Source organism: Algoriphagus sp. (assembly GCF_029254265.1).
Taxonomy (GTDB): Bacteria; Bacteroidota; Bacteroidia; order Cytophagales; family Cyclobacteriaceae; genus Algoriphagus.
This window is the reverse complement of the sequence record NZ_JAQWXX010000072.1, coordinates 1-26254: the sequence shown is the minus strand read 5'-3', so window position 1 is coordinate 26254 and position 26254 is coordinate 1. Positions and strand designations below refer to the sequence as shown.

Annotated in this window: 18 protein-coding genes; 8 read left to right on the top strand and 10 right to left on the bottom strand. The window is 41.1% G+C overall.

The window, feature by feature from the left end:
- Positions 1-17: 17 nt before the first annotated feature.
- The 4 genes from P8O16_RS10175 to P8O16_RS10160 all read left to right on the top strand — a co-directional run bounded on the left by P8O16_RS10175 (position 18) and on the right by P8O16_RS10160 (position 5299).
- Entirely contained in the window at positions 18-476 is a 459-nt protein-coding gene (locus P8O16_RS10175; RefSeq protein ID WP_300314143.1) for a heme-binding protein, read from the top strand.
- A 125-nt stretch (positions 477-601) separates the two neighbouring features.
- Positions 602-3088, top strand: a complete 2487-nt coding sequence (locus P8O16_RS10170) for a DUF1549 domain-containing protein (protein WP_300314141.1) — start codon at positions 602-604, stop codon at positions 3086-3088.
- Between the two features lie 3 nt (positions 3089-3091).
- A complete protein-coding gene (locus tag P8O16_RS10165; protein WP_300314139.1) occupies positions 3092-4513 on the top strand; it encodes a DUF1501 domain-containing protein in 1422 nt (473 codons plus the stop codon).
- Positions 4514-4714: 201 nt separating this feature from the next.
- Positions 4715-5299: a YceI family protein gene (locus P8O16_RS10160; protein WP_300314136.1), complete on the top strand. Its 585-nt coding sequence runs from the start codon at positions 4715-4717 to the stop codon at positions 5297-5299.
- Between the two features lie 58 nt (positions 5300-5357).
- Here P8O16_RS10160 and P8O16_RS10155 read toward each other — a convergent pair whose 3' ends face one another.
- Positions 5358-8039 carry a carboxypeptidase-like regulatory domain-containing protein gene (locus tag P8O16_RS10155; RefSeq protein WP_300314133.1) on the bottom strand — a complete coding sequence of 894 codons (2682 nt, stop codon included), beginning with the start codon at positions 8037-8039 and terminating at the stop codon, positions 5358-5360.
- Between the two features lie 125 nt (positions 8040-8164).
- A complete protein-coding gene (locus tag P8O16_RS10150; protein WP_300314131.1) occupies positions 8165-9001 on the bottom strand; it encodes a GLPGLI family protein in 837 nt (278 codons plus the stop codon).
- A 205-nt stretch (positions 9002-9206) separates the two neighbouring features.
- Between P8O16_RS10150 and P8O16_RS10145 the strand changes: the two genes are divergently transcribed.
- From P8O16_RS10145 to P8O16_RS10135, 3 genes are all read left to right on the top strand, one after another.
- Positions 9207-10775 (top strand): HAMP domain-containing sensor histidine kinase, encoded by a 1569-nt coding sequence (locus P8O16_RS10145; protein WP_300314128.1) that lies wholly within the window; start codon positions 9207-9209, stop codon positions 10773-10775.
- Positions 10772-11452 (top strand): response regulator transcription factor, encoded by a 681-nt coding sequence (locus P8O16_RS10140; protein ID WP_300314126.1) that lies wholly within the window; start codon positions 10772-10774, stop codon positions 11450-11452. The genes P8O16_RS10145 and P8O16_RS10140 overlap by 4 nt, the downstream gene beginning before the upstream one ends.
- Positions 11453-11686: 234 nt before the next feature.
- On the top strand, positions 11687-13852 hold the full coding sequence (locus P8O16_RS10135; protein ID WP_300314123.1) for an alpha-galactosidase: 2166 nt from the start codon (positions 11687-11689) through the stop codon (positions 13850-13852).
- A 44-nt stretch (positions 13853-13896) separates the two neighbouring features.
- Here the strand turns inward: P8O16_RS10135 and P8O16_RS10130 are convergent, their stop codons facing one another.
- The 8 genes from P8O16_RS10130 to P8O16_RS10095 all read right to left on the bottom strand — a co-directional run bounded on the left by P8O16_RS10130 (position 13897) and on the right by P8O16_RS10095 (position 25080).
- Positions 13897-15162, bottom strand: a complete 1266-nt coding sequence (locus P8O16_RS10130) for an alpha/beta hydrolase (RefSeq protein ID WP_300314120.1) — start codon at positions 15160-15162, stop codon at positions 13897-13899.
- Between the two features lie 738 nt (positions 15163-15900).
- The gene (locus P8O16_RS10125; RefSeq protein WP_300314117.1) at positions 15901-16845 is read right to left on the bottom strand and encodes a hypothetical protein; all 945 of its coding nucleotides are present in this window, start codon (positions 16843-16845) and stop codon (positions 15901-15903) included.
- 1 nt (position 16846) lies between these two features.
- Positions 16847-17854: an NAD-dependent epimerase/dehydratase family protein gene (locus P8O16_RS10120; protein ID WP_300314114.1), complete on the bottom strand. Its 1008-nt coding sequence runs from the start codon at positions 17852-17854 to the stop codon at positions 16847-16849.
- A gap of 80 nt (positions 17855-17934) precedes the next feature.
- Positions 17935-18837 carry a sugar phosphate isomerase/epimerase gene (locus tag P8O16_RS10115; protein WP_300314112.1) on the bottom strand — a complete coding sequence of 301 codons (903 nt, stop codon included), beginning with the start codon at positions 18835-18837 and terminating at the stop codon, positions 17935-17937.
- Positions 18838-18943: 106 nt separating this feature from the next.
- Positions 18944-20641, bottom strand: coding sequence for a GMC family oxidoreductase (locus P8O16_RS10110; RefSeq protein WP_300314110.1), 1698 nt, complete (start codon positions 20639-20641; stop codon positions 18944-18946).
- Between the two features lie 4 nt (positions 20642-20645).
- Positions 20646-21182: a gluconate 2-dehydrogenase subunit 3 family protein gene (locus P8O16_RS10105; protein ID WP_300314107.1), complete on the bottom strand. Its 537-nt coding sequence runs from the start codon at positions 21180-21182 to the stop codon at positions 20646-20648.
- A 119-nt stretch (positions 21183-21301) separates the two neighbouring features.
- Complete coding sequence (locus tag P8O16_RS10100) at positions 21302-23650, bottom strand: patatin-like phospholipase family protein (protein WP_300314105.1); 2349 nt, start codon at positions 23648-23650, stop codon at positions 21302-21304.
- Positions 23651-23655: 5 nt separating this feature from the next.
- Positions 23656-25080 carry an amidohydrolase gene (locus P8O16_RS10095; RefSeq protein ID WP_300314102.1) on the bottom strand — a complete coding sequence of 475 codons (1425 nt, stop codon included), beginning with the start codon at positions 25078-25080 and terminating at the stop codon, positions 23656-23658.
- A gap of 195 nt (positions 25081-25275) precedes the next feature.
- Here P8O16_RS10095 and P8O16_RS10090 point away from each other — a divergent pair, with 195 nt between their 5' ends.
- Entirely contained in the window at positions 25276-26154 is an 879-nt protein-coding gene (locus P8O16_RS10090; protein ID WP_300314099.1) for a cytochrome C, read from the top strand.
- The last annotated feature ends 100 nt before the right edge of the window (positions 26155-26254 follow it).

The following is a 26254-nucleotide window of genomic DNA, read 5'->3' as shown; positions in this document are numbered from 1 at the left end:
CAACTAACTCAATTACCATGAAGAAAATCCTTCTTTCCCTATTGCTTCTCTTTGCAGGTTTAACTCTTACAGAAGCCCAGACCAAACCTTACTTATCGCTTTCAGATGCACAACGAATCACTGCTGCAGCAACTGAAAAGGCGATGGCCGAAGGCTGGAATGTTGTGATCGTGATTCTTGATGATGGCGGAAATCTAATTTCCCTGCAACGTATGGATGGTGTACAAGTCGGAAGTATTGAAGTTGCTCAGGCAAAGGCAAAATCTGCCGTGTTCTTTAAGCGACCTACCAAAGTCTTTGAAGACGCCATGAAAGCAGAAGGTGGAGCAAGAATAGCAACACTTCCAAATGCTGTTGGAGTCGAAGGAGGACTTCCGATTTTTAAAGACGGAGTGATTGTCGGAAGTATCGGAGTATCGGGTGTTACTTCTGCTCAAGATGGAATCATAGCGGCTGCAGGAATAGCAAAGTATTGATCAACAGCATCGTCAGAAATAGGTTAAACCTGTTCCATTTATAAAAAGCATCTGTGTTAAGGATGGTTTCTAAAGCCAGAATTCTTATATTTTTCAAGTTTTCTGACCCTTTTCCCAACTTTACTTTGATACTTTCGAAGCCATTCAAAAACTTAAGTCGATTCCTTCATAATCCCATTTTGCTTACAGCTTTTGGGATTATTGTTTCATTTTCTGCTTTTGGAGCTGAAAACTCGGACCTCGAAACTACTTTTTGGCCTTGGGAGATTCTTGGAAGATTTCATCCAATTCTTACCCACTTTCCAATTGCCTTATTGATTTTCGCAGGATTCTTGGAGCTTTTTACCCTTAAAAAATTCCAACATCCGATGCGCCAAGCAATTCGGTTGATGGTGATTTTTGGAGCTGCTTCAGCGATTGTTTCAGCCGGTTTGGGCTGGCTCTTGGCCGAAAATGAGGGGATAACTGGAAGTACACTTGAACTCCATAAAAAACTAGGAATCGCTACATCAGTTTTAAGTATTCTTCTGCTTTATTTTCTTTGGAAAAATCAATCTGAACCGAAATTGCAGCTCATTCGAATCTATAGATTTTTACTTTTTCTGGTTGGATTCGGTGTAGGAATTACGGGGCATTTTGGAGGATCTTTGGTTTATGGTGAGGATTTTCTGACGGAAAAACTTCCTTGGAATGAAGATTCCGACGCTCCGGAATCACTCACTTTAAATCTTGCCCAATTCACTTCCGAGCTCTCCTCAGATCAGGAAATGCTTCTGGTTGCCAATGTTCGATCTGTATTGGCACATAATTGCTACAAATGTCATTCAGGTTCCAAGATTGAAGGTGAGCTCCGATTGGATGAAAAAGAATATGTCTTTGAAGGAGGAGAAAACGGGGCCGCGATCATACCCGGAAATCCTTCCCAAAGCGAATTGATCCGGCGGGTTTCCCTTTCCAAAAATCACAAAGAGGTAATGCCTTCTAAGGGTAGACTTCTCACCAAGGAGGAAATCGCTTTGCTTTCCCTCTGGATAGAAAAAGGAGCTCCATGGCCAGAAGGAGTTCCACAACAGTCTATTTACCGAAAAGCTGAATTAGCACCTCGGAAACCTATTCTTCCAGCTTCCAAACCGGGTCTTGAAAATCCAATTGATCGTTTGGTGGATCAGTATTTCCAAGCCCATGAAATCAACTGGACTAAGCCAGTCGATGATCGGACTTTTTTAAAAAGGATCTACCTGGATGTGATAGGGATTTTACCAAGTCCGGAAGAATTGGATAGCTTCAAAAAGGATCCGAATCCACAAAAAAGGCAAGTCATTTCTCAGCAACTATTAGATCGAAAGGATGATTATGCGCAGCACTGGCTCACCTTTTGGAATGACATTCTGAGAAACGACTACACTGGAACGGGCTACATTACTAATGGTCGCTTTGCCATTACCGATTGGCTTTATACCTCAGTTAGAGACAACAAACCCTATGATCAATTAGTCAAAGAACTCCTCAATCCAACTGAAAAATCTAAAGGCTTTATAGAAGGAATCCGATGGAGGGGAACTGTTAATGCAAGCCAGCGCACCGAAATGCAGGCAGCTCAAAATGTGGGTCAAGTCATCCTTGGGTTAAATCTCAAATGTGCCTCATGCCATGATAGTTTCATCAGTGATTGGAAGTTGGATGAAGCCTATGCTTTTGCCAATGTTTTTGCTGACTCTACTTTGGAAATTAGTCGATGTGAGATCCCAACCGGGAAATTTGCCAAAACCAAAATTCTCTGGGAAGAGCTGGGAACGATTGATAGCGCAGCTTCCAGAGCCGACAAGCTTCGCCAGTTGGCAGATCAGCTGGTACAGCCTGCCAATGGAAGATTGTACCACACCTTTGTCAATCGAATTTGGAAGCAGCTTATGGGTCGAGGAATTGTGGAGCCAGTCGATGAGATGGATAATATGCCTTGGAGTCAGGATTTATTGGATTGGCTGGCTGCGGATTTCGTCGAAAACGGCTATGATATCAAGCGATTGATTTTTCAAATCACTTCTTCCAAAATTTACCAAAGTGAATCTATCTTGATCGCTTCGCCAGAATTGCTTTTGGCCAGCGAATTCAAGTTTCAGGGAGTAATCCAAAGGAGGATGACAGCCGAGCAATTTTCCGATGCGGTAAGTCATTTAGCTTCCCCACTTTTTGATTCAGCGGAGGTGAGATTTAGACCTTATGAATTGATTCCTGAATCAGGCAATCAGAAAGAATATGCCCGCGCATCTTTGGTGGCAAACAATCCTTTTCTCACTGCATTGGGAAGACCAAATCGAGAAATCGTATCCACAAGCAGGGATTCTCAAGCGAGTTTGCTTCAAGCTTTAGAACTCACCAATGGCATCAGGTTGAATGAGGCATTAGCTAAAGGAGGCGCTCGCTGGGTTAGTAATTATTCAGACCCGAAAGAACTGACTTCAAAATTATTCGCTCAAGCTTTGCTCAGAGCTCCAACTGTGCAAGAATTAGAATTAGCAGATCGCCTCTATGGCGGAAAAACCGATGTAGCAACTACCCAAGACTTACTTTGGTCAGTTTTCTTATTACCTGAGTTCCAAATGATTTATTGAGTTATGAATTCATCCAACAGTCGCAGAGATTTCCTTAAAAAAACCAGTGCAGCCACTTTAGCTACATTAGGAATGGGCAGCCCATTAGCGGGATTATTAAGTTCTTGCGAAAGCAAAATCACCACGACCGCCGATTCGGTGATTTTACTTTTTATGGCTGGAGGCATGGCTCATACGGAAACATTTGACCCAAAAAAATATACTCCTTTCCGAAAAGGAATGGAATCAAAAGAGGTTTTGAGCACTTTCCCAAGAATCCCTACGAAGCTGGATGATATCTTTTTCTCCGAAGGATTGGAAAATATCGCTTCAGTAATGGACAAAGGCACCCTAATCAGATCCTATCAAGCTGCTGACTTGGGACATATTTTACACACCCGACATCAATACCATTTTCACACCTGCTACGAACCGCCTCAGTCGGTGGTCGTCCCACATTTGGGAAGCTGGATTGCAAAAGAAAAAGGAGCTTTAAATCCAGTAATTCCACCTTTCATCAATATCGGTCAGCGGTTCACTGTGGGGGAAGGTGAAGAATTGAAAGCTTTTCACAGCGCAGGATTTTTGGGTTCGGAGTACGGCCCATTTCTGATTCCTGACCCAACGGCAGGTTTGGATGCAGTTCGACCACCGGTAGGAATGGACACCAAGCGATTCGAAAGCCGGAACAAGCTCTATGAAGATTTAATGGCCGCCGGTCCAATGGGTGATTTCGGTTCGGATTATCAAAAAGAATCCCTCAAGCGCTCCATGGAACAGGCTTATATTCTACTGAATTCCCCCGAGGCAAAAGCCTTTGATCTCAGCCAGGAGCCGAAAGAAAGCTACGATAAATACAATACAGGAAAGTTTGGCTTAGGCTGCCTTTTGGCAAAACGATTGGTTGACCAAGGAGCTCGATACATCACGGTGACCACGGAATACGAACCATTCTTTGGCTGGGACACGCACGACAATGGCCATACCCGACTGAAGGATATGAAAAAAATGATTGATGTTCCGGTCGCGCAATTAATCAGGGATTTGGATCAAAGCGGAAAACTCGATCGAACGATGGTGATTTTGGCAAGTGAATTCAGTCGCGATATGCTTACCGAAGGTAGACCTGATTTAAAAGTAAAAGATCAAGTTACTGTCCCAGATATCATCGAGGACCTAAAAAACTACGGAATGCACCGACATTTCACAGATGGCTGTTCGATTCTAATGTTTGGGGGTGGAATCAAGCGAGGACATGTATTTGGAAAAACCGCCGATGAGCGTCCTTGTAAAACCATTGAAAATCCTATCAAAATCGACAGTATCCATCAGACAATTTACCATGCACTTGGGATCCCGCAAGAGCTCAATTATGAAATAGAGCAGCGCCCATTTTACACCACTCCTGATGGCAAAGGGAAAGCGGTATTAGATTTATTGGCTTAAGTGATTTTTTCAAGCTGAAATTAGGTCTCCACATTTCCAATCTCAAGATCTTTACATCATCTTCAGAATTTAAGTTTTAAAACTGGTTTTTTTCCGATCATCAAAAACAGAAAACCTTCTTTTCGTGTTTTATGTATCTGCATTGAAATAGAAACCTATATCGAATTTTCAAATTAACCCTAAAAAACAAATTATAAACATATGAAACTTATTACCACTCTTATTTTCGCCTTGGGGACTTTACTTTCCCTTTCTGAAAATCCTGCTCCAGTAAAAGTAAATATCACTGAAAGTTCAGTGACCTGGCATGCTTCGAAAGTCACAGGTTCTCACTTCGGTAAAGTCCCTATATCTTCTGCAAATCTTGATTATGCTGATGGCAAAATCACTGGCGGAACTTTCGAGATGGATATGAAAAATCTAACCGTAGAAGATATCACCGACGCTGGCTCAAATCAAAAACTTACAGGTCACTTGAAATCTGATGATTTCTTTTCCGTGGAGAAGTTTGGGAAATCTACTTTAAAGATCAAAAGTGTAAAGAGCACGGGAGGAAATAACCACGAAATCACCGGTGACCTTACCATCAAAGGAATCACCAAACCAGTTACTTTTCCTGCAACAGTAATTGCAAGCAATGGCACCATCACTACTACTGCAGAGATCAAGTTTGACAGAACGCATTACGACATCAAGTATCGTTCTGGTTCTTATTTCGAAGATCTGGCTGATAAGTTGATCTATGACGAAGTGAAGTTGGATGTGAAATTGGTTGCTACTCCTTAAGTTTAAAAAGACTAAAGTAAGAAGGCTGAGAATTAATTTTCTCAGCCTTTTTTGATTTTTAGATATCCCACTTCACCGTAAACAATCCATACCTCGGCTGCACCAAATAGGAATAGGTGCTGATCAGGTTCTCCGAAAAACTATCTCTTCGGATCGAGCGCGTATCCAGAATATTCCATACGGTCAATCGGAATTCCCAAGGACTGGATTTGCCTTGATAGCTGAGAAAGGCATTTAAAAATTCAAATTCACTTTTGGTGCCTGCCTGCTGATTGAAGTAGGCATTGTAAGTGTAATCCGAATTCAACTTTAAGCCTTTCCAGATATCCAGATCGATTTCTATACTTGGGCTATGGGTATTGAAGGTATTTTTGATATTGGCAGATTGGTAGAAATTCTGATTCCATTCATACTTTAAATCCACTTCCAGCTTTTTGAAAAAGGTCGTGGTAATCCGAAAATCATAGGTATGGGAGAATTGACTATTTTCATTCAAGCGATCATCCAAAAGTGTATTGGTAGAAAAAGTATTCCAATTCCCCCCAGCACTGACCTTGAACTTTTCAAATCGCTTGTCCGCCTCCACTCTTCCGGTCAAAGTTTCATTGACTGGCTCAATATTTTGAATACTGACCAAGCGATTGATTCCTTCGAAATTGGTAGTATTTACCAAATCATTTTGCTTTCGGGTCCAGTTCAAACCTCCGGAAAGATTGAAAGCTGAAAAGAAGTCGAAGTGATTGTAATCCAGATTATGACTGAAATACAAGCCATTCTCAAGCATTCTATTCCCCTGAAAAATGGAATTGTAATCCTGAATAATCAATCCTTGCGCTAGTTTTTGGATATCCATAAAATTCACCGAACTACCAAATCGGTAGGTCAAGGAGCGATTGCTAGTGATAGCCCACTTGGAATACAGATTTGGAAGCAGCAAAAACTTAGATTGACTTTGTTCTTGACCAAATTGCTCATCCTGCCAAGCATAGCGATGGGCATAAACCGACGGGCTGATAATGACTGATTTCCATTTGGTTTTATAGGTCATACCAAGGTAAAGATCCTGAAAGCCAAAGCGATTGTCATTTTGAAAGGCTTCCAAACCTTCCGCAGGCAGATCTGAATCCAATTCCAATTGGGAAGTCATTCGCTGATTAGTTCGCTGAAAACCCAAACTCCAATTCAGATGATTCGTCGGATTCAGGATTTGATAGTAATTAAAGGCGCCTTCAAAAACCCCAGTGTTAATCTCCTGATTTTGCAAAAACCGGTAGCGATCTTGATCAAAAATTGGGAAGAGGCCCTGAAATGGGTTCTGATTACTTATCAGATCATAAAGCGGATCGATAAATTTCTTTTCCCAGTTGACCTCCACAGAGTAAACTCGCTTGTCGGAAGGTGCATGATACCACTCCCCTTTCTGTTGGATACTGTATGGCGTCCGCTCTTGCAGGGTTCCAATTTGTCGATTTTGCTGCGCAAAGTTTGAATTGAGCAGGCTGTTGGTGGAGATATCAGCGACCTTTCCAAAGATGCTATACTTGACATATGTTTCTTCTTTCGGAGTATAAGTTGCTGCATACTTCAACATTCCGGAAGCATTTTCTACCCGATTTGCCGAAGTAAGTAATTCCTGATTATCCGTTTCAGAACTTAAATACGTCCGCTGGGAAGAACTTCCAAGTTGATTTTTAGAAGTGGAACCAATGGCAAATCCGGCATGTCGCCATTTTGCACTTGGGGAATAATTTAAGTTCAATGCCGCCAGATTGGTCACTAGATCACGTGCATTGTTTCGCTGCGCCATTGGAATCCCCATATCATCCCCGCTTAGGCTGACCGATGAACCTGTTCGCCCACCCAATCCTGACAGACCTCCGCTAAAGCGAAAGTAATCCTGAAGGGTGAAAGCCAGTTCACCCACATTATTGGCATCGGCAATTAAATTAAGATTGAGTTTCGGAGCATAATAAAATGCATTGGCATGACCTAAGTAGCGTTCTTTTGGCCCAGCTCCTGCTGCCAAATCTCCAAATACCAGATTCTTTTTCCCTTCCTTCAATTGGATATTCAAAGCTAGCGTCTCGTTGTTGTCCAATCCCCGAGTTGGAGCAACTTCGTTGAAATTTTTTAAAACCTGAACACGATCTACCGCATTTGCAGGTAGATTTTTAGTGGCTAGTTTAGTATCTCCATCAAAGAAGGGTTTGCCATCCACCATAACCTTGTCCACCTTTTTTCCTTGAACTTTTACCTCGCCGTTGTCATCCACTTCAAAGCCAGGGAGCTTATCCAAAACATCTTCCAATTTGCGCTCGGTACCAGTGGTAAACGCATCCGTCTTATAGGTCAGCGTATCCCCTTTCATAGTAATCGGCAACTCAGTCACCACTTCTACCTGATCCAGCATAGTTTCATCCTGGGACAGGATAATCTGCATCTGCTCCTCTGGGGACCACTCTTTGATCACTCGCTCAAACTGCTTATAGCCGACAAAAGAAACTCGAAGCAAGAATTCTGAACCTGTTGTCAGTGAAATTTTGAATCTTCCGGAGATATCAGAAATTCCAAATCCACCGATTTTTTGAGTATTCTGATTGATCGCTACGACATTTGCATACGGAATTGGTTGATTCAGCGTGTCCAATACCTGGCCGATCAACAATCTATTTTGGGCAAAGGAAGGAATGGAAATCAGCAAAAAAAGGCTGATTCCGAGTGTTTTTCTTAAAAAAGACATGGTGTTGGTTTAGTTTTCTTAACTCCTTATAGAAATAAATATTGAATCGGACGGTCAATGCTATTTAGGGAAGTACAGGCATCCGTCTTCGGTCTTCCGTCTCCTGTCTTCCGTCTTCCTGCTTATCAGTTACTTATCCGTATTTCCATTCGATTTCCTTCACCCGGCTTACCATTATAGCGCTTCATCATGTCTTTCATTTTCTCGTCTGCCAAAGCCCTATATGCTTCGCGGCCGATCTTTTCGCCTTTCTTTGGCACTTCGATCTCGACAGGTTCAGATGGATTAAGCACGATTCGCTCAGCGATATAGGTCATGCCCTCATTTTGCAATTCCAGAATCAAACCCGGCAATCCCCAAAAATCTGCGGGGCCATGACTTACAGGAATTTGAGGTGCAAACCAAGCCGTAACATTTATCGTGTCCTTGCTTACTTCCATTTCCTCCATTCCCATCGAAAATCGCTTGCTGTCCACGATGCGCGAATACTTTGCTTCCTGTACTTCATATTCACCGATTTTCTTGGTGTTTCCAGTCAATTCCCAGTCGTAAACCGGAAGGCTATCCTGAACCAAAAATGGTTTACCCATCAAATCTTCTTCTTCGATGAAAGATTGAGAACCAATATTTTTATACAGCAACCGATCTTCATTTCCAGTTTGGATCACGATCTGTGCTCCACCAGCTGAAGCTGTTGCAGGGCCAGCGCCTAAGCTTTCCACTTGTTTCCAGTTTGATTCTGCCTGTGTAAAGGCAAGTGTGTATTCGCGCTCCATTTGCTTCTTTAATTGCTTTTGGAGATCGGCGATGACTTCAGGTGCCATAGTGGTGCTATCCATCGAGAATTTAAAAGCCGCAGAAGTTTTGTAATTGACTCTACCTGTTAAGCCTTGGGCAGATGCGGTGTCAAGTATTCCCTGAAAGGAAAAAGCAACGAGGAGAAGGAATATTATTTTTTTCATCTTGTAATAATTTGATTTTTAAAGGTAAGCCAGATACTCTCACATAGCTTGCAAACACCTAGGTGGGGATTTGAAATTATCTTAGATTTCATAGCTTTTTTGTTTGATACAAACCAAATCAAAAGAAATCAAACCATAAGTTAAGCACTGTTAACGAGTGTTAACCTTCGGAAATGAAACCAACTGAAGCCACTAATTTAGGGGAATGAAGAAGCTACAATTCAAGCGGATAGGTATTTTAATCGGAGTGACCTTGCTGATTAGCATAGGAGTGCAGTCTTGGAGAATGTACTCCCAGTTCGAAATCATACAAAGCCAACTCATCAGTGATATTCAGGAAAGTCTGGACAACGCTGTGGAAAGCTATTATGCGGATCTGGCGAAAACTAATGTCATTACACTGACAGATAATCTTGAAATCCAACAAGCAGAAGATTTGCCTTTTTCGGTAGATTCCCTTCCGCCTGGGTTTGACCCAGAAAAATTCTTCACATCCGACACGGTATTATTTAATGAACTTTCTAAACCTTTTATCGAGCGGGTAGGGAAAAGCAAAATGATCTTTCGTGCTATCGAGGGTGCAGAAAAGGGCCGTCCAGATTCCATTTTTTGGTCTGAAGTAAGAAATGATAGCCTGAAATCATTCACATTTATCGACTCAGCGAAAGGGACGGGGGTTGATCAGATTAATAACCTAAATGTATTTTGGGGACAAAAAGCAGCGGACAGTTTGACTCAAATCAAGTATCTGACCAACCGAATCATCATCTCGATCACTCGAGATTCTATTGAAGTGGACAAAATCAGGAAAAACGTAAAGTCCGAGCTTGACCGCAGAAGAATCGAGATTGACTATCAACTTGTGCATTTTGATGAGAAATCAAATCCTGATTCTTCTAAGGCATTTCGCACTGAAGAAATGCCTTTTCAGGTGGTTTCAAGGTCCACTTTTCTCCCCAGAGGCCAAAAACTGGAAATGTATTTTGAAAATACAGCTTTGACTATTTTGAAAAGAGGCTTGGTGGAGATTTTGACTTCATTGGCATTTTTGGCAGTGATTGCCTTTGCTTTTTACTACCTCTATCAGACGATCAAAAATCAAAAGGAACTCGCTGATATCAAGGCCGACTTGATCGGTAATATTACCCATGAATTCAAAACCCCTATCGCTACCACCCTTTCGGCTATTGAAGGAATCGAGCAGTTCAATCCAACTAATGATCCTGAGAAAACGAAGCGCTATCTGGGGATTTCCAAAATGCAACTACTCAAACTGAATCAGATGGTGGAAAAACTTTTGGAGACAGCCACGCTTGACTCAGAGCAACTGGGATTGAAGCCTGAGGACGTTGACCCTGTTCCGATTTTGCGCAGCTTGGTTCAAAAATACCAAACCATCAATCCGGAAAAGACCATCGAACTCATTCTGCCGAGTAGTATCAAAACACTTCATGTGGATCCATTTCACTTTGAAAATGTCATTTCCAATCTTTTGGATAACGCTGAGAAATATGGGGGCAATGAAATTCAAGTTTCTTTGGAACAGAATGGAATCAACAAAATCCGGATTTGGGATAGTGGGGGAAACATTTCTTCTACTGATCAAGACCGTGTATTTGAACAATTTTATCGTGTACCCAAGGGCAACCTTCATGACGTGAAAGGTTTTGGAATCGGACTTTATTACGTGAAGAAAATCGTCGAAAAACACGGTGGGAAAATCACTTTGGAATCAAGAAAAAACAGTACTTCATTTATCACGATCTGGCCATGAGCAAAATAAAGGTTCTTTTAGCCGAAGACGAAATCGCTTTGGGAATGATCATTCAGGAAAGTCTGGAGAGCCGTAACTTCAAGGTGAGCCTTTGTGCTGACGGACAGAAAGCCTGGGAAGAATACCAACGCGCCAAACCCGATGTATTGGTCCTGGATGTGATGATGCCTAAGAAAGACGGTTTTTCGCTTGCGGAGCAAATCCGAAAAACTGACCCTTATACCCCGATTATCTTTCTGACCTCCAAAAGCCAAACTGAGGATGTGGTGAAAGGCTTTGGGCTTGGAGCTAATGACTATGTTCGAAAACCATTCAGTATGGAAGAATTGATTGTTCGGATCAATGCCCAATTGGATCGACTGCGCGTTCGTCAAAATCAATCGGATTGGATTACGATCGGCACCTATTCCTTTCATCCGACCAAGCAACTCCTGAAATTCGGGGAGGAAGAAACTCTACTTACCGCCCGGGAGGCTGCGCTACTTCAGATTTTGGTAGAGCATGCAAATGAGGTAGCAGATCGAAGTCTGATTTTGACTCAGATCTGGGGTTCGGATGATTTTTTCAACGCCCGTAGCATGGATGTCTTTATCACCAAGCTTCGCAAAAAACTTCAGGAAGATCCAACTATTCAGATCCTGAATGTGCGGGGATATGGGTTTAAGTTGGTGTGTTGATGGGGTGTCATTGCGAGGGATTATCCTGACAATGAAATCATTTTCCAGCTTTACGATCCCGAAGCAATCTTTAGAACTAAGCAAAAAACTACTGATCTATAGTTTTATTGGTTCAGATTTCAAACCCCTATTAGCGAGGCAAAGAAAATAGGAGCCTTCAAGCAAGCAGCTACCCTTCCGCATTGAGTTTCCCAGATCTTGCAGATTCTTTTTCAAAACCCTATCTTTTTGGTAATGAAAAATAGAACTCATTTCTGGTTTTTAGGGACTTTGGGAATCCTCATGATTTTTTCAAGCATTCAGGGATTTTCTCAATCAATTCAGGGAGATTGGTTGGTCGATAATCAACAGCGAAGTGCCCAAGTCTTTTTTGACTCCGATTCTCAGATCCGATTGGACAATGGGCTGATCCGACGCTCCTTTTATGTAGGAGAAAATCTCATTTGCTACGATTTCAAAAATCAAATGACGGGGGAGCAGCTGCTTCGAAGTCCATTGCCTGAGGCTGAAATCACCATAAATGGCAAGCGATATGCTGTAGGAGGAAATATTGATTTGAAAGAAAAAGCATTTTTTAAACTGGAATGGCTAGATCAGGTCATGTCTCCTTCAAATCACTTTAGTTTTGAACGCTATTCTCAAGAAAAAATAAGCTCCCCGCTTGATTTCAAGATGGTTTTTTGGCCTTATGAGGCAGGCTATGGAACAGGAACAAAGCTGACATTTTGGTTTACTCATTCAGATTTACCAGGTCTTTCGGTAGCGGTGAATTACGAACTCTTCGATAATATTCCCCTGATTTCAAAATACCTAACGATAGAGAACAAATCAGATTCCGATTTTTTCATCAATCAAATCGTATCCGAACAACTCGCACTGGTTGAGGAAGAATCTGCAGTGGTCGGAAGCACCGCCAAAATGAAGAAGAATCATCAAATTTATTTTGAGAATAACTTCGCCTTCAACAATGCCATGCATGCCGAGCTCAGCGATCAAGCCACACATTGGCTCTCTGATTCGAGCTATACCTCCCAGGTGAATTATAACTTACTCACTCCCGCTATCGCGAAAATTTTCCCAGACAAAGGCTATGGAATCGAACTAGCTCCAGGTGAAGATCTGGAATCCATACGTTCTAATCAGCTGATTCTGGATAGCTATGACCGAGAAAGAAATGGATTAGCAAGAAGAAAAATGTATCGCGCTTTGGCTCCTTGGACTTTGCAAAATCCTATTTTCATGCACCTAGTCAGTAAAAATGATGAGGAGGTTTATACCGCAATCGATCAATGTGTGGATACTGGCTATGAAGCACTGATCTTAAGTTTTGGGAGTCATATCAATATGGAAGATGACCGCGCTGAAAACCTAAATCGCTGGAAAACGATCGCTGACTACGCCCATGAAAAAGGCATAAAAATAGGAGGATATTCACTTTTCAGTTCGAGAACAATCAGTCCTGAAGATGATGTGATTGATCCCAAAACAGGAAAACCGGGAGGGGCTTTCTTTGGAAATGCACCTTGTTTGGCAAGCAATTGGGGGCTGAATTATCTGGAAAAAATCAAAAACTTTTACCAAACCACCGGTTTTGATTTGTTTGAGAATGATGGCCCCTACCCCGGAGATGTCTGTGCCTCCACTTCCCATCCGGGACATACCGGTTTGGAAGATTCACAATGGGTTCAACTAAATTTGCAAAAAGAGCTTTACCACTGGATGAATGAACGAGGAATTTATATCAATGCCCCCGATTGGTATTTTTTAGATGGGTCACATAAAATAGCTATGGGCTATCGGGAGGTGAATTTCTCCCTTTCCAGAGCGCAACAAAAAATTCTCAATCGCCAAAACATCTATGATGCGACTTGGGAAAAGACCCCTTCTATGGGCTGGGGATTTGTTCCTTTGACTGCCTATCATGGCGGAGGTGAAGATGCTGTTTTGGAACCACTGAATGAACATCTGGACGATTACAAGATGCTGATGATGCAGTATTACGGCGCTGGTATTCAAGCTTGCTACAGAGGTCCGCGGCTTTATGATACGGAGGAAACAAAGCAAACGGTCATTGAGGTCATTGACTGGTATAAAGCGCATAGGGAAATTCTGAATGCAGATATTATCCGTTTGCGGAGAGCCGATGGACGTGATTGGGATGGCTGGATGCATGTGGATCCAACGAGAGAAGAAAAAGCATTGATTATGTTATTTAATCCCTTGGATGAACCTATCAAACGAAGCATTGAAATTCCGCTTTATTACACGGGATTGAGCAATCAAGCAGAGGTTTCCGAGCAATATGGCCCAGCGGAAGTTTATGAAATTGGAAATGGCAATTCAATTACAATCGACTTAGAAATACCTGCAAATTACCTGACTTGGCTTACCGTGAAATAGCACTGGGAATTCAGCAAAGCTTCTAGGTTTTTATTGAAAAATCTTCAATCATTCGAAAGTGCTTCCTCGCTTCGCTTGAGATTTTTGATAAAGAGTCCCAAATCCCGATGATTCTCTTCTTCTCCCAGTTGAACTGCCATTTGAAAGGCTTCCAAGGATTCCTGAACTCGACCCACTGCGAACAAGCCGTCTCCATAGCTGTCATAAGCATTTGCTGAATTGGGATGATTTTTCAGATTGTCTTCAAAAAGCACCAAAGCATGCATATAAAGATCAGATCTCATTAGGCTATACCCAATCATATTCAGATCCCTCTCAGAGAGTAAAAAAGAGGGGATATAGGTTCTTAATTCAGAAATAAACCGTCCAAAATCAGAGGGATCCAATGTTCTGGAAGCACTCCAAATTCTTTTAAGCGGTTCCGAAAGGACAACCTGCTGCACTAGCAAACTTACAGCTGTGGATGCTTGAAGCGGAAGATAACTTGCGGAATTGGAAGAAATTAAAAGAGTTGAATTGGGCTGGCGGGAAGTTAACTCCTGAAAGTAATTGATTCGATTTTCAATGAGTTTCTCGTTTAGCAATTTGCCATCGGAGGAAATTGGATTAACTATCGTCCTAATATCTTTGTTCCTGCCCAGCATCACAACCAGCGGAATCTGAAGAGCCGGATCGAGCTCCCAAGTCAGATTCTCATTAGCTAAAATACGCATTGCAAAGTCCACTTCTTCTTTCTGAGCTGAGCTAGCGTTTGCAAGTATTTTCGATTGTAATGCCTTATAATCTGAGAGCAAGGCATCTCCATCTTTTCCCTCTTGATTCAATTGAGCGACGAGATCTTTCGTGTTTTCCCAAGGAGAGACAGGATCCAAATAAATTAGCCCCACCACCTCTTCAGGATAGGCTAATGCAAAAGCCCTTGAAAAAACAGCTCCTAAATCATTCCCCACGAAAATATAGGGAGGCACTAATTTCATCGCGGATAATAGTTCACGTAATTCCTCGACCCTGCTGCTTTCAGAGATTGGATTGTCTGTAGAATCAGACTTTCCTAAACCTAACCGGTCATAAGACAAAACAGGAGCAAACTCGGCAACCTGATCAAATACTTTGTCAAACTGTTCTAAATGATCTCCAGTACCTGATTCAAGGATTACGAGGGGTTGAAGGAATTTACGGTCCTCCAAACCCGATGTTTTCACCCAAACTTTCTTATGATTTACGGAAATGAATTCACCAGGATTTTGAGCCGAAACCATAGCGCAGCTAATACTGAAAAGAAATGCAAGCAATAAGATTTTAGATTTCATCTGTTTATAATTTAATTTTTATAGGTCATATGGAATCTCGCATTGTTGTCCCGAAAGCTTTCGGGACATCCCTCTTGGTGTCGAATAAGACATGCTCGATTTCATATGAAAAGAGTTTGAATTGAACTAAAAATTAATGATTCAAATCCACTCTAACAACTAGCTTACAGTGATTTAACAATATTTTAAATTCAATTTTTTTGAATTTAAATGCTTAAAACAGTTTCAAGAGCATCAGGAAATTGAAAGTGATCTTTTTTTTTTCAAAAAAAACTGCCCTTAGTGCATTTAACGGGATACTTATGGAACCCATAAAAATTACTCATTAAAAAAATCATCCTCAAAAAAAACACTCCCGTTAAGTCCAGTATAGCTTTTCTTAAGTGGTGTTAGGATAAGTTTCTTCTCATAAGTCAGGGGCAAAAGCAGGTAATTCAAAATGGAATTACCTGCACCTCTGCACCACTTGAAAACAGTGTCCTTGATTAGATTTTTTAAGAATTGCCCTTCATAATAAGAGTTCTCCAAATAAAAATTTCTCACATGAAAAATTGGATATCGTATCGTAGGATAATCTCAATTAAATATAATGTGTATATCCGCTTTTCTGCCAGTAAAAGATCTCAAAGCAGCAAATAATAAGTTAAAATCTAGCTTTTGGGCCGCTTCGGTCACCCGTCATCGGTCTTCCAGCCAGTAAAACAAAGAAAATAAGGCTACTGGCATCATAGCGGATAATCATGAAATATAATTTCTAATTTTCAAAGAAAACAACAACTTCAGGATAAGGGCCATCAAAAAATTGGGCAAAAGAATCACTTTTTTCTTTTTATTCAGAAAAAACCGCTTTGTTAATTTTGTTCGAATTTTCTCAGCCGGGTACTTAACAAAAAAACCCAAATCTGAATCAAAAACTCCCATTGACCACCTCGTTGAAGCGCCTTCCTCTCTTACAGAAAACATCATATAAGGTAACCAACTGATTTTAGAAGATAAGTTTTGACTTTTCAATCTGAATAAGATGTACTGTTCATGATTCCAATTGGGGCGAGGGTTATATCGGATCATTTCTGTCATTAACTCTTTTGGATTTCTCAGTATTGGATCAATCAGATTGAGATATGGCTCAAGAAATGTTTGGGTCAAGACCACATGTCTATCAGTTACTCCCCAGTAAAACTCTCCATAGGGAATCCATATTCTATCTTTTCTTAACCTATCTATTTTTGGATGAGGCATCTCCCATATAAAATCTGACCTGGTGATGACGAACCGATCATAAAGACCTCTAATCTCATCAGAGCTAAGAAACTCAAAAAGTTTAGCCTTGAAATAGACCAAAATGCCAGCACTTCCAGGATGTTCTTCTTTACCCTTGATCCCTCCCAACCATTGATCTTTTATCTTTAAAACTTCCCTCCAGTCATTTATTTTTCCAATTCTATTCGTTTGAATTTGATCAAAGCCATCTCCAAAATCCTCGTATTCAGGGAGTACCCGCCTATATTTAGCATGTGCCCAATACGGGTTTTCCAGATTATTTTCAGGAGATTCACCGATACAAAGTGCCAAATCTCCTTGTAGCTCATCTAAGACATTCGTTTTGAATGAATCCCAAGTTAATTTACTTGCGCGTGCTTGACCCAAAATCACGACCAATATTCGATCTTTTGACCGGTTCATTTTATTTGGTTTGCTCAAATTGTGACTTAATCCAATGGTAGGTTTCCTTCAAACCAGATTCAAGATCTGATTGGATTTTACTTCCAGTTTTTTCTTCAAAAAGTTTATTATGGGAATTTCTTCCCATCACACCTATAGGACAAGGGAATCCATATTTATTTTCAAATTCCTTTCCACGGAGATTTTTAATCCTGATATTTTTTCCTGAAATCCGAACAGCAATTTCTGCCATGGAGTTGATGCTGATCAGATTTTCTGATCCAATATTTATCGGATCAGAGAAGTCTGCTTCCATCAATGCCTGAATTGCAAAAAGACAATCCTCAATAAATAGAAATGATCTAGTTTGACTACCATCACCCCAAACTTCTATTTCACCTCCCTCCTCACATTCAATCGCTTTCCTCAGCATTGCCGCAGGAGCCTTTTCTTTCCCTCCTGACCAAGTTCCAAATGGTCCAAAAATATTATGAAACCTTGCGATTCTAATGTTAAGGCCATAATTTTTCCTAAAAGCTAAATAAACTCGCTCACTGAACAGCTTCTCCCAACCATATTCAGAATCTGGCTGTGCAGGATAAGCGGAGTCTTCCTCACAATTAGGATTAAGCGGGTCTATTTGATTGAATTCGGGATAAACACATGCAGAAGAAGAAAAAAATAGCTTTTTGACTCCATGTTTCACCGCTGCTTTGGCTACATGGATATTGATTAATGCAGAATTCGAAATGACATTGGCATCATTAAGGCCAGAAAAAAGATATTCTGCTCCGCCCATATCTGCGGCTAGCTGATATACTTCATCAAACGAACCTGACAAGACTTCTGATGCAAAGGCAGGATACGCTAAATCTCCTATCAAAAACTCATCGCAGATTTCATTAATATCAAAATATGAATGGAATTTGAGATCAACCACTCTCACCCAATCCCCTTGGCTTTTCAATCTTTTTGCCAAATGACCTCCTATAAAACCACCACCACCAAGGACAGCTACTCGTTTTGGCATGTTTTCTTTATTTGATTAATAATTTTTTGAATAAGACATCATTATTTCGGTATAGAAATAATATCAAAATCTACCCTGATTTAATACTTCAAGCTCCTCAAATAAGCGATACTTTTTGGAAGGTTTTCCAACTCATTATCGCTTTCGTCTTCGATAAACATGTGCTTGATTCCAATCTTATTGGACTCTCGTAAAATCCCAGGAAAATCTAATTGCCCAGTTCCTAAAGGCACATCATTCTCAGGCCCGGTCAGTCCGGTCATATCTTGCGGCGCTCCTTTTCGGAAATCTTTCAGATGCAGCGACACCCAACGGTTTCCATACTTTTTTAACAATGCAACAGGGTCACCACCTCCAAAATAGGTCCACATTACATCCATTTGGAGTTTAACATATTCCGGATTAGTATTTTCTACCAAATAATCGAAAAGCGTCCCATTGCCATAAGGTTGAAATTCATAACCATGAACATGGTACTTGAAAGTAATTCCATTTTCCTTTAAGACTTTTCCTCCTTCATTGAAAACTTTGATCGCGCGATCAGCATCGGCTTTAGAAAATTCTCCTCGCTTATGAGGAATCCAAGCACACATGACATAGCTCGCACCAAGTGCCTTAACCCGATCTGCAACAGCCTGAGGATCTTTTTCCAAATCTTCAAAACCAGTTCCTGTGGAAGGAATAGAAATCCCTCTAGCATTAGCCAATTCCCTGAATTCTGCCGGATCCATTCCTGATGTACCACCCTCATATTCTGTAAAGCCCATCTCCTGAATGATGTCCAGAGTCTGCTCTACGCCCTTTGGAAATTCATTTCGAAAGGTATATGCAGCAATCCCAAGTGGGGCCTGCAATAAGGGATCACCCTTTTTCTGCGCAAAAGTTTCTTGTGGAGTAATGATCCAAGCAAAGGCGAGAATCAGTAGGGTAAATGTAGTTTTCAGATGTTTTTGGGTTGCTTTTGTCAACAGACTACGGTCCATAGTCCATAGCTGTTTTATTCTAATTGTGCTCCTTGGTGCTCCATTCCAGGTTTAATGATTGAAGTTCTCAATGACCAACTGTGGTCTGTGGACGGTCGCATGTTGACTATAAATTTAACTTCTTCAACTCCTCAATCGCATAATTCGCTGCTCTTGCGGTAATCGCCATAAAGGTCAAGGTAGGATTCTGAGTAGAAGTACTGGTCATGCATGCGCCATCAGTGACAAAGACATTCTTGCAGTGATGCAACTGGTTCCACTCATTTAAGAGTGAAGTCTTTGGATCTTTACCCATTCTGACTCCACCCATTTCGTGAATGTCTGAACCTGGGAGCGCACCACTGTCCTCCACTTTGATATTCGTAAAGCCAGCTTTTTCATACATCATGGTTTGCTGCTCGATAAAGTCAGCGACCATCTTATCATCATTCTCTTTCCATTCTACAGAAAGAATGATTTTTGGGATTCCATATTTATCTACTTGATCAGTACTCAAGCGCACATGATTATCTTCTACAGGCACTGTCTCTCCTTGCATCCAAGCTGACATTCCCCAGACATTATTCAATTTCTGATTGAGCAAATTATCCCTAAGTTGGTCTCCAATCATACTGGTATCCGAACTCATCCCTCGTCCTCCTGACATTCCAATCGAATATCCTCTTAGGAAGTCAGTATCTTGTTTGAATACATTCCTGAACCGAGGGACATAGGCGTGACCGGCATGACGTCCTTCCTGCTTTTTATCCAGAAATCCTTCGAAAGTCGCATAACCCTTCCCGCGGTAATTATGGGAAGCAAGGAATTTACCCATCAATCCTGAGTCATTTCCAATTCCATTCGGGAATCTGGATGACTTAGAATTAAGCAAAATTGCATTGGAAGCAATAGTCGACGCATTTACAAATACGATTTTAGCATAAAAGTCCATTTCATCTCCTGTCTCTCGATCGATGATTTTGACTCCTGTCGCCTTTTCTTTTGCATCATCGTAAATCACCGAGTGAACAATCGAGTTTGGGCGAATAGTGAGATTTCCAGTCTTCTCTGCCCAAGGCAAAGTGGAAGCATTGGAGCTAAAATACCCACCATAAACGCAACCACGGTTACACATGGCCTGATTTTGACATTTATTTCGACCTTGCTGTTTATGGATTTCTTGAGGATCAGTAAGGTGGGCGCATCGCCCTTGAATCAAATGCCGACCTTCAAAATTGGACTTTAATTGTTCCTTGTAATAATTTTCAATACAGCTCAGTTCAAATCCTGGCATCACTTCAGAATCCGGAAGTTCGGCCAAGCCGTCTTTTGCGCCAGCTATTCCTGCAAATCGCTCCACATGCTCATACCAAGGATTTAGATCTTTTGCCCGAATTGGCCAATCCACCGCAAACCCATCTCGCGCAGGACCATTGAAATCAAAGTCCGACCAGCGCTGCGTTGCTCTTGCCCAAAGTAATGACTTCCCTCCGACATGATAGCTACGCCACCAACGAAACGGCTTTTCGAAAATCACCGGTTGCTCATCTTCTGACATAGCCCATTGCACAGTCTCCTCCCGTTTCCAGGACCAATCTGCCAAACCAGCTCGTTTTTCAAGAGGAATATTTCCTCGGAATTCAAATTCCCAAGGCGCTTTGGAAGCAGTAGGATAATCTTCAATATGACGGACCATTCTTCCTCGATCAAGCACCAGCGTTTTCAATCCGGCATCGCAAAGTTCTTTTGCAGCCCAGCCTCCAGATGCTCCTGATCCGATCACAATGGCATCGTAGGTCCTTTTTTCCTTTGAATCTTGTAGCATTTGATTAGGCTTTTTGGGTGACTTCAGCGCATCCGTTGTAAAATCCCGGCGCAACTTGATAATTTCTATAGTTAACCATTACCTCTTTCACAGTGGTAAATCCCGTGATGGTTTCTGATTTCATCACTTTAAAAAATTCCTTTTCCGATTCAACTTCAGATTCAGCCAAAGCCATTAGTCTCTTTTCGCGCTCTTGCCGATCCAATTTTAAAAAATCTTGGCTGATCAACTTTTGTAATTCTTGTTTGATCACTTCTTGATCTGTAGGTTCGTAGCATTGGGCGATGACTTTATTGATGTAGTCATGTGTCCCAGTACTCAAGGCTCCAATGGGTTTTGCATCAGCCGAAGGTAAAATGGGAGGTAAACCCTCTGGAATAATGGTGTCGGCAATTGCCCGGATAGTCTGCTCTTCTTTGAGTGAAAAAAAACCTTCGTGAGTCAACTGATCTATGATTTGCCATTTCCAATTGGCGAATACCAATCCGGCAATTCCTACTGCAGAACCACCGATTAATTTTAAAGATTTTCTTCTGTCCATCGCGTCTTTTCAAGAATATTACAGCTTGAATATACGTTTTTGAGTTCTAAAAATCCCGAGAAAGTAAAATTCTACTTCAATGGAATTATGATCTGATCAATGGGAAATGTGTTGGGAAATTATCGGTCTGAATATCCAAAAGAGAAGCCAAGTGAAAAGTACCCCCTGATTTGATTGTCTTTGGAATTGCTGGTAACACCAATAGTGATCGGACCTATCAAAGATTGATAAGAGAGATCAACTCCGTATCCAAAATATTGCTCGTCTTGGAATATTTTGGATCTTAAATCAGAATCATCCAATGGGACATAATCACTAAATCCCAACCAATTCATTCCTCCACGGAGGAAGATTTTTTTAAGTGGGACAACTTGAATATCCAAACCCATTTTGAGGAAGTTGGCAGCAGTGACCTCCGCATAGTTTAATCCCCAAAACCGTGTATCTGTAAATCTGATGTTTTGATAACCTCCTATAAAAAACTCATTATAAATTCTTTCCTCTCCGGCAGTTCCAAAAGTAACACCTGCAGAAAATTCCGGCTTTAGTTGAATAGCTTTACTTAGGGGGAAATATTTCGTGTATTTTGTGTAGAGATTCAAATGTGCATCTGGTGCCAAAGTTTTAATAAAGTCATCTAAAATATCACTCGGAATCCCTAGTGGAAACCCTTCTATATCGAAGAAAACGGTATCTACTCCATCTTGAATATTTACTCCCACCCAATTTTTTAGATTTAATTTTGGCTCGATTATACTTTCGGCCCCTCTGGTAGGAAAATTTCGATCATTTTGGGAATTACGATAATACCTAAATCTAAACCCTAAGCTACGTTGATAGGCACTTTTCAAATTTTCAGGTACGGAAACTGTAACTTTCCCCCGAGATCTGCTCGACTCGTAAATCGGCCCAAACAAAAACGATTGCTTCAAAGAGGAAGTAGAAATGAAATTGACAGCAATATTATTATCCCGCTCAATTATTATTTCCTCTACTTCTCCATTTTGATATTGAGGAAGTTCTTGTCGAAGCAGATTTAATCTTGGATTGATTGCAAACTTCTTTTCTTTACCGATATACTTGTAATAGTCAAATCGGAATTTCGGATTTTCAGAAACGTTTAAAACGAAAACGGTTCTTGAGGATTTCCCTATCCAATCACGCTTAGTCAAATTGAAAATCAAACCAGCTGAAAACTGATTATCATAATGTAAACTTGTATTTAAGAGAGTAGCAGGTTTTTCTTTGACTCTTACAACCAAATCAAATCCTCCTTCAGCAAGCTCTTTTACAGAATAATCAACTTTCGAAAATGCATTAATCCCAAAAACCATGTTCATGGCATATTCTAGTTCATCCCGACTGACTGCTTTGCCAGAGCTGATATTCAATTTGGACAAGATCAGATCCTTTGAAATAATTCGATTCCCCAGAATCTCAATCTTATTGATTGAAACTTTATTGGAATTCAAACCAATACCCGGAGATTTATCATTTCTCCCAAGACTGTCGGCAAGCTGTTGGAATAGTGGATAATATTCTGACCCTGTCTTATCTCCAAGCTTCAGAATCTCCTCATATGAACTAAAGCTCCCTGTTGAATAAATTCCCAGATCTGGCTTGATATAAATATCTGTTGACTCAATATTATCCTTGGTTTTGCGGAGGGATTCTGCCATCGCCAGTTGCATAAGAATCGCAGCAAAGCCTCCCAAATCCTTCGCAGAAACAAAATCCTCATCCGAAACATTGACCCCAATTACAAAATCAGCCCCCATTCCTCTAACCACATCAACCGGAAAATTATTCACTACGCCACCATCGACGACAGAAGTGCTATCTAATTCAAAAGCTGAAAAAACTGTAGGAATGGCAATACTGGAGCGGAGTGCATTGTGGAGATAGCCGGAATCAAAAATAATGGGCTCGCCTGTACTGATATCAGTAGCTACACATCGAAAAGGAATTGGGAACTCGTCAAAATTCTTATATGATATAGCAGGCCAAGTATAATAATGAAGTACATCAGAGAGGGTTTGTCCTTCAATCAAACCTGATGGGAATGAAACCTCCCCATCCACAACCGGGAATTCCAGCAGATATCGATTGTAATATTCCTTTTCCTCAAAAGAAATAGATTCAAAACTAACCCGATTCGAGAGCAGCAAGTCCCAATCGATAGATTTTATGATTTGCTCAAGTTCATCGGAGTTGTATCCCAAAGCATATAGCCCTCCGACTACTGACCCCATACTTGTACCGACGACATAATCGGCCTTCAAGCCTGCTTTCTCCATCGCTCGAATCACGCCCACGTGAGCCATCCCCTTTGCTCCTCCTCCGCTTAACACCAATCCGATTTTTGTATCCTTTTGGTTTTGGGATTTATCCTGAGAAAAAGAAAAGCTCACCTGTATCAATATACAAGTGAGCAATAATGCAATTTTAGGTAGCAGTGGGTTTTCCATCAAACTTATTTTCTATAATCCAAAGGTGGTTTTCGATCACCTGTCAAAGCTTCATATTTAAAGTTAGCTCCTCTTCTTTTGTCTAGTTCAGCTTTAGCTTTTACTGTCACGGAAGGATCTTTAAAGATATCCATAGCCGTCAATGTCAAGGTTTTTGCAGCGACCATCATTCCTTTTTGTCCGATACTCATTCCTCCAGCTGCTACAGCCTGCCAAGTATGTGCAGATGTGCCCGGTACCCAAGTGGCTGTCCCCAAGCCTGCTGTTGGCACCAACCAACTTACGTCTCCAACATCTGTGGATCCCCCAGTGCCTTTTTCATTGACTTCAAATGGGGTAATTACAGCTGCGTCATCAGGAGAAGCTATTACACCCTCAGGAAAAGTTTTGATAATTTCTTCTGCAAATTTTTTCTCCTCAGCAGTATAGTTTACCCCACCTACACGCTGTAGATTTTTAAACATGATCTGAGAAAGTGTCTCGTTTGGAAGCAAATTGTAAACCCCATTGATAATCTCATATTCCATTCGAGTCTGTGTTCCCAATGCGGCACCTTCTGCAGCTTTAATCATTCGCTGAAAAATCTCTTTCACAACTATTGCATCTGGATGACGCACATAATGATAAGATTCTGCAAAAGCAGGAACTACGTTAGGAGCTTCACCTCCACGGGTAATCACATAGTGCATTCTGGTTTCCATTGGTACGTGCTCACGCATCAAGTTGACCATAAAATTCATTGCTTCTACCCCATCCAAAGCAGACTTCCCTCGCTCAGGAGCAGCAGCAGCGTGCGAAGCCACACCATAAAATCGAAATTTGGTGGAAATATTAGCCAAAGAGGAAGTAGCTCCAGCTTCGTTATCCGATCCGGGATGCCAATGAAGCATCGCGTCTACATCATCCATAAGGCCAGCTTTTGCTATATAAACCTTTCCTCCCCCACCTTCTTCAGCCGGAGTTCCATATACACGGAGAGTTCCTTTGATATTATTTTCTTTCATCCACTCCATCACAGTAATTCCTGCTGCCGTGGAAGCTGTTCCAAATAAGTGATGCCCACAAGCATGTCCTGAACCACCCTCGACTACCGGATCCCGAAATGGAACAGCCTTTTGCGAAACACCTGGAAGCGCATCGAATTCTGCCATTATTCCAATAACAGGCGCACCTGATCCATATTCAGCAATAAAAGCTGTTGGTACCTCTGCTACACCTGGTTTTACTGTAAACCCAGCATCCTTCAAAGTTTGCTGAAGCAATGCCGAACTCTGCGTTTCCAAATATCCCAGTTCTGGATTTGACCATATTTTCATTGCGATATCATTATAAAAGCCCGCCTTAGCATCTAACTTTTTTAATATCTGATCTTCCTGCGCAAATCCTACTAAAGGCAAAATGAGCAGAGCAAGCAAGTAAATTTTCTTCATAATCTATTTTGTTTATTCTAAACAGGAAATTAAGAATTCTGAATTGGAAAGAGTTACGACTTAGAATAAAAATCTCAAAGTAGAATTTATCATATATATAATTAAAATATATCAATGATCTGATTCTAAGAATTTTAACTTTTAAATCATTTTAAAAAAATAACATTAAATTAAAGTAACCAAACCACCATTTTTATGAAAAAGCTATTAAAAATTTTTACATATCTCATCTCCTTCATTCTCATAGCAGCTATAGCAGGAGCCATTTACATTTCAACAGCATTTCCTAAGGTATCCGAACCAGAAGATCTGAAAATCGAATTGACTGCTGATCGAATCGAACGAGGTGCTTACTTGGCAAATCATGTAACCGTGTGTATGGATTGTCATTCCACACGTGATTTTTCAAAATTCTCCGGGCCTCCTACCCCGGGCACTATAGGAAAAGGGGGTGATCGCTTTGACCATAGCATGGGTCTTCCAGGTGTTTTTTATGCTAAAAACATCACTCCCTTTGGTATCTCAGACTACACAGATGGAGAGCTATACCGACTTATTACCACAGGAGTGACTAATGATGGACGGGCAATGTTTCCTCTGATGCCTTATATGTATTATGGCAAAATGGATCCGGACGATATCTATGACATCATCGCCTATATCCGATCCCTACCATCTATTGAAAGTGAATTTCCGGATGCAGAGATTGATTTCCCTGTAAACCTAATTCTCAAAACCATGCCGCATGATCCTGATATGCAAAAAAGACCTGATCCTACAGATCAAGTAGCCTATGGAGCTTACTTAGTCAATGCAGCTAGCTGTGCAGAATGCCACACCCCATTTGAGGCTGGAACAATCGTAGCTGGAAAAGAATTTTCAGGTGGTAGAAGTTTCCCTTTTCCAGATGGATCGGTGGTAACTGCTCCGAATATTACTCAAGATCCTGAGACGGGAATTGGCAACTGGACCGAGGAAATGTTTTTATCAAGATTTACCCAGTATGCGGATTCAGGCTATGTGGCTCCAAATGTGAATCCTGGAGAATTTAATACTATAGAGGTGTCCTTTTAATTGCATATATTTATAGCTTTTCAAACGCTCAAAATGGATATATTTAAAGGTCAAGGAGTCATAGAGTTCAGTAAAAGCTTCCAAACTGAACTTGACTGCA

Coding starts and splice junctions, on each gene's coding strand:
- P8O16_RS10090 (WP_300314099.1), top strand. CDS start 25,276: ATGAAAAAGCTATTAAAAATTTTTACATATCTCATCTCCTTCATTCTC.
- P8O16_RS10095 (WP_300314102.1), bottom strand. CDS start 25,080: ATGAAGAAAATTTACTTGCTTGCTCTGCTCATTTTGCCTTTAGTAGGA.
- P8O16_RS10135 (WP_300314123.1), top strand. CDS start 11,687: ATGAAAAATAGAACTCATTTCTGGTTTTTAGGGACTTTGGGAATCCTC.
- P8O16_RS10165 (WP_300314139.1), top strand. CDS start 3,092: ATGAATTCATCCAACAGTCGCAGAGATTTCCTTAAAAAAACCAGTGCA.
- P8O16_RS10175 (WP_300314143.1), top strand. CDS start 18: ATGAAGAAAATCCTTCTTTCCCTATTGCTTCTCTTTGCAGGTTTAACT.
- P8O16_RS10160 (WP_300314136.1), top strand. CDS start 4,715: ATGAAACTTATTACCACTCTTATTTTCGCCTTGGGGACTTTACTTTCC.
- P8O16_RS10155 (WP_300314133.1), bottom strand. CDS start 8,039: ATGTCTTTTTTAAGAAAAACACTCGGAATCAGCCTTTTTTTGCTGATT.
- P8O16_RS10120 (WP_300314114.1), bottom strand. CDS start 17,854: ATGCCAAAACGAGTAGCTGTCCTTGGTGGTGGTGGTTTTATAGGAGGT.
- P8O16_RS10145 (WP_300314128.1), top strand. CDS start 9,207: ATGAAGAAGCTACAATTCAAGCGGATAGGTATTTTAATCGGAGTGACC.
- P8O16_RS10105 (WP_300314107.1), bottom strand. CDS start 21,182: ATGGACAGAAGAAAATCTTTAAAATTAATCGGTGGTTCTGCAGTAGGA.
- P8O16_RS10110 (WP_300314110.1), bottom strand. CDS start 20,641: ATGCTACAAGATTCAAAGGAAAAAAGGACCTACGATGCCATTGTGATC.
- P8O16_RS10125 (WP_300314117.1), bottom strand. CDS start 16,845: ATGAACCGGTCAAAAGATCGAATATTGGTCGTGATTTTGGGTCAAGCA.
- P8O16_RS10150 (WP_300314131.1), bottom strand. CDS start 9,001: ATGAAAAAAATAATATTCCTTCTCCTCGTTGCTTTTTCCTTTCAGGGA.
- P8O16_RS10115 (WP_300314112.1), bottom strand. CDS start 18,837: ATGGACCGTAGTCTGTTGACAAAAGCAACCCAAAAACATCTGAAAACT.
- P8O16_RS10140 (WP_300314126.1), top strand. CDS start 10,772: ATGAGCAAAATAAAGGTTCTTTTAGCCGAAGACGAAATCGCTTTGGGA.
- P8O16_RS10130 (WP_300314120.1), bottom strand. CDS start 15,162: ATGAAATCTAAAATCTTATTGCTTGCATTTCTTTTCAGTATTAGCTGC.
- P8O16_RS10100 (WP_300314105.1), bottom strand. CDS start 23,650: ATGGAAAACCCACTGCTACCTAAAATTGCATTATTGCTCACTTGTATA.